This is a genomic window from Komagataeibacter kakiaceti JCM 25156 (assembly GCF_000613305.1).
On record NZ_BAIO01000888.1, the window covers coordinates 1 to 601 of the forward strand.

Genomic DNA, 601 nt, shown 5'->3' on the forward strand with positions numbered 1-601 from the left:
ATCGCCCGCATGGCGCGTGAACGCGGCATCCTGACCGTGGGCGTCGTGACCAAGCCGTTCACGTTCGAAGGCGGGCGGCGCGCCAAATCGGCGGATGCGGGCATTGCCGAACTCCAGCAGTTCGTCGATACGCTGATCGTGATCCCGAACCAGAACCTGTTCCGGCTGGCCAATGAGCGCACGAGCTGGAAAGACGCCTTCAAGATGGCGGATAACGTGCTGTACATGGGCGTGCGCGGTGTTACCGACCTCATGATGGCGCCCGGTCTGGTCAATCTCGACTTCGCCGATATCCGCACCATCATGGCGGAGATGGGCAAGGCGATGATGGGCACGGGCGAGGCCGAGGGCGAAAACCGCGCCATCGCCGCCGCCGAGGACGCGATTTCCAACCCGCTGCTGGAAGATACCTCGATGGCGGGGGCGCAGGGCCTGCTCATCAACATCACGGGTGGCGAGGATCTGACCCTGTTCGAAGTGGATCAGGCCGCCAACCGCATCCGTGAGGAAGTGGCCGAGGATGCCAACATCATCTTCGGTTCCGCCATTGACACATCGCTGAACGGGCGCATCCGCGTCTCCGTGGTGGCGACGGGCATCG

General features: G+C 63.7%; 1 protein-coding gene. It reads left to right on the forward strand.

Features of this window, described 5'->3' with window-relative positions:
* On the forward strand, nucleotides 1–601 hold a 601-nt coding region (locus JCM25156_RS19805; RefSeq protein WP_025814523.1), incomplete at both ends, for a cell division protein FtsZ.